General features: G+C 42.5%; 6 protein-coding genes, 1 other RNA gene and 1 pseudogene. 3 read left to right on the top strand and 5 right to left on the bottom strand.

What is annotated here, in order from left to right:
- Together Q7J63_RS19170 and Q7J63_RS19175 are read left to right on the top strand one after the other, a co-directional pair.
- The coding region (locus Q7J63_RS19170) for a LysM peptidoglycan-binding domain-containing protein (RefSeq protein WP_304888554.1) at positions 1 to 1239 on the top strand (1239 nt) is incomplete at its 5' end.
- Positions 1240 to 1267: 28 nt separating this feature from the next.
- Positions 1268 to 2257 carry a DUF3078 domain-containing protein gene (locus Q7J63_RS19175; RefSeq protein WP_019599855.1) on the top strand — a complete coding sequence of 330 codons (990 nt, stop codon included), beginning with the start codon at positions 1268 to 1270 and terminating at the stop codon, positions 2255 to 2257.
- 41 nt (positions 2258 to 2298) lie between these two features.
- On the opposite strand, the gene Q7J63_RS19180 is transcribed toward Q7J63_RS19175, so the two are convergent.
- The 3 genes from Q7J63_RS19180 to Q7J63_RS19190 all read right to left on the bottom strand — a co-directional run bounded on the left by Q7J63_RS19180 (position 2299) and on the right by Q7J63_RS19190 (position 5020).
- Positions 2299 to 2721, bottom strand: a complete 423-nt coding sequence (locus Q7J63_RS19180) for a DNA polymerase III subunit gamma/tau (RefSeq protein ID WP_304888556.1) — start codon at positions 2719 to 2721, stop codon at positions 2299 to 2301.
- A gap of 164 nt (positions 2722 to 2885) precedes the next feature.
- On the bottom strand, positions 2886 to 4031 hold the full coding sequence (locus Q7J63_RS19185; protein ID WP_304888558.1) for a DNA polymerase III subunit gamma/tau: 1146 nt from the start codon (positions 4029 to 4031) through the stop codon (positions 2886 to 2888).
- Positions 4032 to 4231: 200 nt separating this feature from the next.
- Complete coding sequence (locus tag Q7J63_RS19190; protein ID WP_033405523.1) at positions 4232 to 5020, bottom strand: DUF481 domain-containing protein; 789 nt, start codon at positions 5018 to 5020, stop codon at positions 4232 to 4234.
- Between the two features lie 365 nt (positions 5021 to 5385).
- Between Q7J63_RS19190 and ssrA the strand changes: the two genes are divergently transcribed.
- Positions 5386 to 5792: a transfer-messenger RNA gene (gene ssrA / locus Q7J63_RS19195) on the top strand.
- 55 nt (positions 5793 to 5847) lie between these two features.
- Here ssrA and Q7J63_RS19200 read toward each other — a convergent pair.
- Both Q7J63_RS19200 and Q7J63_RS19205 read right to left on the bottom strand, forming a co-directional pair.
- Positions 5848 to 6996: a hypothetical protein gene (locus tag Q7J63_RS19200; RefSeq protein ID WP_304888562.1), complete on the bottom strand. Its 1149-nt coding sequence runs from the start codon at positions 6994 to 6996 to the stop codon at positions 5848 to 5850.
- Between the two features lie 429 nt (positions 6997 to 7425).
- Positions 7426 to 7609, bottom strand: a pseudogene (locus Q7J63_RS19205) (VKOR family protein); the annotation flags it as partial.

Raw genomic sequence — 7609 nt, forward strand, 5'->3', positions numbered from 1 at the left:
ACTGCCGAGGAAGTTTTTTTGAGGGTTGACAATGTAGTGGATGAAAGAAAAAACATCGTTTCCTCCACGAAAGGTGCAGCGCTGTACCTCAAGAAACACAATGCCCAATTTGACAATTGGATGTGCGCACTCGTCTCCTACCAAATGGGACTTGGTGGGGCAAAAGCCTATTTTGGAACCGAGCTAAACGGGAAAAGAATCATCGTCTTGGATCGGAATTCCCATTGGTACTTCAAAAAATTCTTGGCCCACAAAATTGCTTTTGAAGGTCAAAGCGCATTATTGGTCAGCAATGGCAGGTATTTGAATGAACTCAGGGTGCAAGGCCCCACTACTTTAAAAGCGATCGCCCCCAAACTAGGGGTCACCGAAGCTCATTTGAAAGAATACAACAAATGGACTTCAAACGGACAAATACCCGGCGATAAAACCTACACCGTTGTTTATCTGAAAGAAGGCAGCGTTCCCGTAAAACCAGCAGTGATTACAAATCAAGAGAATTTTGGCACCCAACCAAATTCTCAAGCCGCCAATACCAAAGGAACTTCAAGCTACCCGAGAGTAACCGGAAACCAGCAGAAGGCAACCCAACCCAACCAGATCAAGGTCAACAACATCGATGGTGTCATGGCTACGGCCACGACCAGTCAGGAGGCTTTTGCAGAAGATATCGGCATCAGGGAAAGGAAATTCAGAAGAGTAAATGACCTGGATAGAAATGAGAAAATAGAAGCGGGACAATATTACTATACCGATCCCAAAAAATCAAAAGCGGATGTACAAACCCATATCGTCCAACCGGGAGAAACCCTTTGGGCCATCTCACAGATGTACGGAATCAAACTTTCTTCACTGAAAGCCAAAAACAGAATCAGAAGAGACAAGGATTTAAAGTCAGGCATGGTGCTGAACCTTGTTGACCACCGCAAACGAAATGAGGACATCAGGATCGTCCCATTGAGTACACCGCCGAGATCGATTCAGGCAAGTACTCCCCCAGCCCAACAAACGCCACAACCAAGCGTGAGCCAACCCGTTTATCAGCCCGCACCAGCAAGTCCACCTGTAAGATCCGCCAGCAATGGAAACGGCAGCATCGCGCACACGGTTGGCCAAGGCGAAAACCTGTTCAGGATCAGTCAAAGATATGGTGTAAGTGTGGATGAAATAAAAAAATGGAACAATCTGCCCGACAATAACATCCGAATTGGTCAGAAATTGACTATTTTAAAACCCTAATGATTTGATCGCCCCATCCAGCAGAAGAATGATAAAAAAGTTGATCCTGTTTTTTATATGCGTATTTGCAGGACTGCAAATCGCCAAATCCCAAGACAGAACGATGTTGGCGGATACCCTTTTGATCAATGGGGACACCATCATCATGCTGGGAGATTCGGTCATCATCAAGAAGGCGGAAGTGCCCATTTATTGGAAAAAGGGGGGCAATTTCAATTTAAGCATCCAGCAGGTCAGCCTGACGAATTGGTCGGCTGGTGGCGCCAGTAATTTTGCTTTGAACACCGGATTAAACCTTTTTGCCAATTTTGCCAAGGATGAAAAAATATGGGACAGCAAGCTGACCGTTAATTTTGGATTTAACAGACAAAGTGAAAGGAGATTTGCTTCCAGAAAAACCAATGACAACTTTATCTTTCTGAGCAAATATGGCCGAGAGTTAACTGATTTTTGGTTCCTGTCGACACAAGTAGATGCCCGGACACAGTTATTGTCAGGTTATCGTTATTTCAGACCCCCTGGATCAGAAAGAGAATCCAGAGCAAAAATATCGGATTTGCTGGCACCTGCCTATATTCAGTCTTCCACCGGTTTGAACTACAGAAGAGAATTCAAGAACAAGGATAAAATCTCCATCATTGGCTCTCCCTTTACTGGTAGGTTCACGATAGTAATGGACGATTCATTGAAAAATGCCGGGGCTTTTGGCGTTATGCCGGGAGAAAATATCAGACCGGAAGCGGGTGTTTCCCTCTCCTCCTCTACGGACATCCAACTCTTGGAAAACATCAGGTGGAAAGCCGATCTGAATCTTTTTTCCAATTATGAAAGGCTGGGAAACATGGTGGTGAATTTTAACTCCATCATCAACATGAAGATCAATAAATACATCACCACCCGAATAGAAACGGTCTTGATTTACGATGAAAGCGTTTTTATTTCCCAAAATGATGGCCCTCCAAAACGGGCAATCCAACTGCAGAACCTTATCAACTTTGGAATTGGGGTGGATTTTTGAAATGAGTCCGGACTAAAAATTTTCCGGCTAGATTATTTATATCAAAAGTCGGTCTCCAGCCCAAATCTATTCTGGAGATCCCGAAAAGCACCTGATTTCCCCTTGAGAAAATTCAGTTTATCTGTGGAAGTGTAGAGTTTTGGTGTGTCGTCTGCAATATTTTCCCTCAACTCCAGGTCCAATCTCACTTGGGTATTTTTGAGTTTTTGTCTCAAAAGCCCAACAAACTCCGGTTTGATTTTTAAAAACACATCCTTCTGGATTTCCCCGTTTAGGATAAACAAAATCGTGTTGTCCACAATCTCAAAGGGCTGTTTCAATACAGTCATTTCAAGGTTTTTGTGATCGGCTTTGAACTCCAGCAGGATTTCGGCCACCACTTCCTTTACCCTGGTCAAGTCAAAAGTATCTGAAGTCTTCCCTGATTGGGCAGATATCATCACTTCAGGATGATCTTCTGTCATGGGCTGTTCAGGAGAGGCCAAAGGGGCATCCTTTACCGTATTCTGGGCCTCCCTTATATTGGAGGGAATGGAGATGGTTTTTTGAACAGGGGATTTTTTGGCTGCAAACGGATTGGCGTCCTTGAAAAGGGATGGTGCTTTTTCTTCTACAGAAGGTTGCTCAATCAGGCTTTTTTTTTTGCGTCTTCTTGTGCCAATGCCGCGAGGGAAATCGCCTGGGGCAATTTCGCCAATTTCATCAAGGCCAATTCTACATGAAGTCTTTGGTTTTTACTGGCCTTGTAATGGATCTCCGAGTAATTGCAAATGTTCAATGCCGAAAGAATAAAGGACAATGACGCTTGCTTCGATTGGGCAACATAGCGCTCTTTGGCCGACTCTGAGACTTCCAACAATGAGATCATCTGAGGATCTTTACAAACCATCAAATCTCTGAAATGCTCGCTCAATCCTGTCACAAAGTTCTGCCCATCAAATCCTTTTTTGAGAATTTCGTCAAAAATCAACAAGGTCTTCGCAATACTTTCCTCCAACAAGGCATCGACCACCTTAAAATAATAGTCGTAATCCAGAATGTGGAGATTGTTGATCGTATCGAGGTAGGTAAGTTTATTTCCTGCCGAATAGGTCACAATCAGGTCAAACATGGAAAGCGCATCCCTCAATGCACCGTCCGCCTTGGAAGCGATCAGCCGCAAGGCTTCTTCCTCAAATTCAATTTTTTCTTCAGAGGCGATATATTTCAAATGCTCGCCAATGTCCTTGATCTGAATCCTGTTGAAGTCAAAGATCTGACAACGGGACAGAATGGTAGGGATGATCTTGTGTTTTTCAGTAGTCGCCAAGATAAAAATCGCGTACTTCGGCGGCTCCTCCAAGGTCTTCAAGAAGGCATTGAAAGCATTGGAGGACAACATGTGCACCTCATCAATGATATAGACCTTGTATTGCCCTTGCTGGGGCGGATATCGGACCTGCTCCACCAAGTTGCGGATATCATCCACCGAATTGTTAGAGGCAGCATCCAGTTCATGGACATTGAAGGAATTGTTGTTGTTGAAAGCAAGGCAAGAATCACAGGTGTTGCAGGCCTCGTAATCTGCGGTTTGATTTTGGCAATTGATGGTTTTGGCCAGAATTCTGGCACAGGTGGTTTTACCCACTCCCCTGGGACCGCAAAAAAGAAATGCCTGCGCCAGGTGGTTGTTTTTAATCGCATTTTTCAAAGTAGTGGTTATGTGCTGCTGCCCTACTACACTCTTAAAATCAGAAGGTCTGTATTTTCTTGCTGAAACAACGAAATTTTCCATCACCGCAAGATATAAAATAATTGGAATTTAGACCTTGGTGTTTATGATTTTAAAGGAGAATATTTACCCAATCCCCTGATTGTCTTCGAAATTAAAATATCAATACGCCTACACTTTAATTCTCCTTCTACACCATCCCCTTTGTGCCAAGCGATGGCTGAAAATATCAATTCAAATATGGAGTCCTGCAAGCCTGACGTTTAGAAATTGATGGAGAGACTCGTCTTGAAGGAATAGATCACTTTGGTGATGGGCACGATGGGCTTGTCTTCATAGGACAATTCAAATGTATTGGTCAGGGAAAATTTATCCGTCAGTTTGGTATTCAGTATGGTGGAATTGCTGATGCGGTTTCTCAATGCCCCGATCTCTTTGTCATAACCGACTTGATAATAATTGACCATGTTGATGTCCACAAATTCATTTAGGGTAGCCCTTAGGCTGATGTAATTGGAGCTCTTGATTAAGCTGACTTCTACGATTTCCTCAGTTGAAGGGTGTTTCCATTTTTCAAACTCATACAGCCCACCTACGCCGAATATAAAAGAAAACCGGTCCGTTTTGACGATGTTGTGTCTGACGGCTCCACCCGCCACCCATCTTGGATCCAGCCCCCTGAAATTGTCAAAGGAATATTGGACGTAGGTCTCAAAATTCACCTTTCGGTCCCTGAGGAAATTGACCCTGCCGTGAAGAAAACCAAAATTCAAGAAGTCGGAATCGTTGATGCGCAGGTAATCAAATTTGGAAATAAACATATACCCATGCTTTCCAGGATAATAAAGTGCATTCATGTCAAAATTATAACCGAACAGGTTGACCGGCTCATCTGCTGCTGCACTGCGGTTATAAACACTCAATCCTGCACCAACTTTCACCAAAAACACTTTACTGGTATCTTTTTCAAGGCGTGCCCTTTCAATATTCAAAATTTGGCCCTGCAATACAAAAGGGGAAAATATCAGGAGCAACAAAATTAATTTTCTCAAAACAAAAGAGGGTTGATGAAAGGACAAAGGTTTCAAATTATGGAAAGGAATACAAAGAAATTTCAAAAAAATGAGTTTAAAGCAATCTATATCCAATGCATCCGTGTGATGCATCAGCACTTGAATTCCAGTCTAATGGTTTACCAATGGGTCAGTTGCCAGTATTTTTTGACTTCAGCATATTCGGAATAGGCCTTATTCCCAATATGCTCTAATTTTCTTTCCTTTACAAACCCACTCGCCAGTGCAATGCATATTGTGGGTTGATTGCTTGTAGCTGAGGGCGAAAATTCTGGTCAATATCAAAATGACAGACGGTAGGAACTTTAATTGTTGTATATTTGTAATCCATTTTGGAAACAAATGGGGCTGACCGGTTTTGACAGGAGGTGTAAGGACTGGGCTCGCATGTCGGGTGGAGTATGTACGCCCGCAAATAATTCATACAAACCATAGCTGGCGAATCTAATTACGCCATGGCTGCATAATTTAACCCTTCGGGGATTAGATAACGCTTAAAAGGTTGAGTTTCGATAGAAATTCCCTGGCCACATCCCGCGACCCTTCGTTCTGTTGGGGTTGATTCTGGGGTGTCGATAAGACAGAACTAGTGCCTGGGACGCTACTAGACAGGTGCGAAATTCAGTGGATAAGCTTCACATGGGTGTGTCATCCAGCAGTGTGGAGTCGAAAACCCAACAGGTGACTAAACATGTAGACGGTACAGTGTTTCCCTATCTGGACGCGAGTTCGAATCTCGCCAGCTCCACAACTAATTGCTCAAATCCCCTGTAAGTTTATGATTTGCAGGGGATTTTTGCATTGAATCACATTCTTAATTCATAAATAGAATAGCTGGAATAGTTCATCTCAGCACCTTCTTCATCTTTGTCTCTCATTAAGAATTTTCCACTTGCCAAAATGATGAGTTCAGAATTGGGTTCAATACCTTCCGGAAAAGGCAGCTCTTTAAGGACGTTTTTGTCTTCACTGGCGTAGTAAAATCGGTATAATTTGGAGTCCTGTATTGGAGAATACGTGCTGTTCGCCTCTTTTTTCGTTGCCAACTCCAACTCGCTTATCCCGGAATACCGAAGAATCATAAGATCTCGGTTATAAACGGGAAACAATTTCACGGTCTTACCCTTCCCATTGTCCATCAAATTACTCTTTTCAAGATTGATCTGCCGCGTGAAATTAAAATCCGCATTCAAATCGTACACTCCTACAGTGAATGAGTTGTCAAAAGAAAGAAGCAACAATTTGTTTTCGGTGTCGAGGTAATAGATTGGCGCCAAGTCAAATTCTTTGTCTTTTGGGTTGTACTCACTGTACAGACTAAAATCAATTGGCAGTTTCCAAATCAAAGTGTCATTGGAAGAATCAAAGAGCTCAACAATATACCCATTTCCTAACTTCGTTTGTATTTCATTAAATGGTATTTTGGTATTTGGAAAAAACGAGGTAAAAACAAAAGGTCTCGATGTATCCTCCCCGAAGTAATAAGGTGTCCTATATCTTGGCCCGCCATATACTGTTAAACCAAAGTTTGGCCCATATTTCCATCTCTTTTTTATTTCCCAATTTTGGTCATACCATATAAGTTCATTTGAGCTTTGGAGAAATACTCCTCCACCATCCTCATTGAATGCGGCGGAACTTAGGTTACTGTTATATTCGTTTGGCCCTTCCCCAATTCTCAATACTTCCCGAATGATCTCACCCTGGGCATCAATCAATATAAAACTCTTGGTAATAGGATCATATCCAAGATAATTTCCATTTTTTGAATGATGATCCAAAATCCTAAAACGCGTGTCTCTTTTGACAACAAAAGAGTCAACCTTTACCAAATCGATATCCAAGCTTGCGGATTCTCTGTCTTTTGCCTGACAGGAAAAAAACATCACTACAATCACTGGGAGAAATTTCCAAAACACTTCATTCCGCCCATTTATTAAGTTTTTTAGAGTCATGGTATTGTGTTCAGAATAGTTAAATATTATTTTATTTGAATGAATGCAACACATAAATTGTGAAAATGGGGTTGGTTCCCAGTGGGAACTAACCCCTAGGCTGTCACGAGCAACCCGCTTCTACACAGTAAGCTGCGCCTCCGTTGTTTGCACATTCGAGGGAAGCGTCAGTTGGACAATTGCCTGAACCGCCAAACAGCGTACCATCCTCGCAGGTTAGTGTATGGCTACAAGCATTCCCCCCCCCGTAATCTTCTTCATTTGACTACGTCCAAGCACTTCCCCTGAAGTGAGTCTCAGCATTTCAAAACTTAACTTTTTCATGTTTTTTAGATTTTATTGAATATTAAAATCTCCGGACATTTTGGTCACCCGAAGCCTGTGACCATTCATCGCGACTGAATATTTTCAGGGCCTGTTTGCCTGTTTCTATTCCAAAACATATTTTAAATCCTCCACAGCATAAGCTTTGGGCAACTCATGGCCATTGATGAATATGGTGGGCGTATAGGTAATATTTTCTAATTCGCTCCAAGAAAGCATGGACTGAATATTGGCTTCCTGTGCTTTCAGTTCCCCATTCATAGGATACTTTGAAGCAAAGGCAGCATAA

The sequence above is a fragment of the Rhodonellum sp. genome (assembly GCF_030656585.1).
Lineage (GTDB): Bacteria > Bacteroidota > Bacteroidia > Cytophagales > Cyclobacteriaceae > Rhodonellum > Rhodonellum psychrophilum.

Excerpts from the sequence above, each read along its gene's own strand:
- Q7J63_RS19175 (WP_019599855.1), top strand. The coding sequence starts at position 1,268 with ATGATAAAAAAGTTGATCCTGTTTTTTATATGCGTATTTGCAGGACTG.
- Q7J63_RS19185 (WP_304888558.1), bottom strand. The coding sequence starts at position 4,031 with ATGGAAAATTTCGTTGTTTCAGCAAGAAAATACAGACCTTCTGATTTT.
- Q7J63_RS19200 (WP_304888562.1), bottom strand. The coding sequence starts at position 6,996 with ATGACTCTAAAAAACTTAATAAATGGGCGGAATGAAGTGTTTTGGAAA.
- Q7J63_RS19180 (WP_304888556.1), bottom strand. The coding sequence starts at position 2,721 with ATGACAGAAGATCATCCTGAAGTGATGATATCTGCCCAATCAGGGAAG.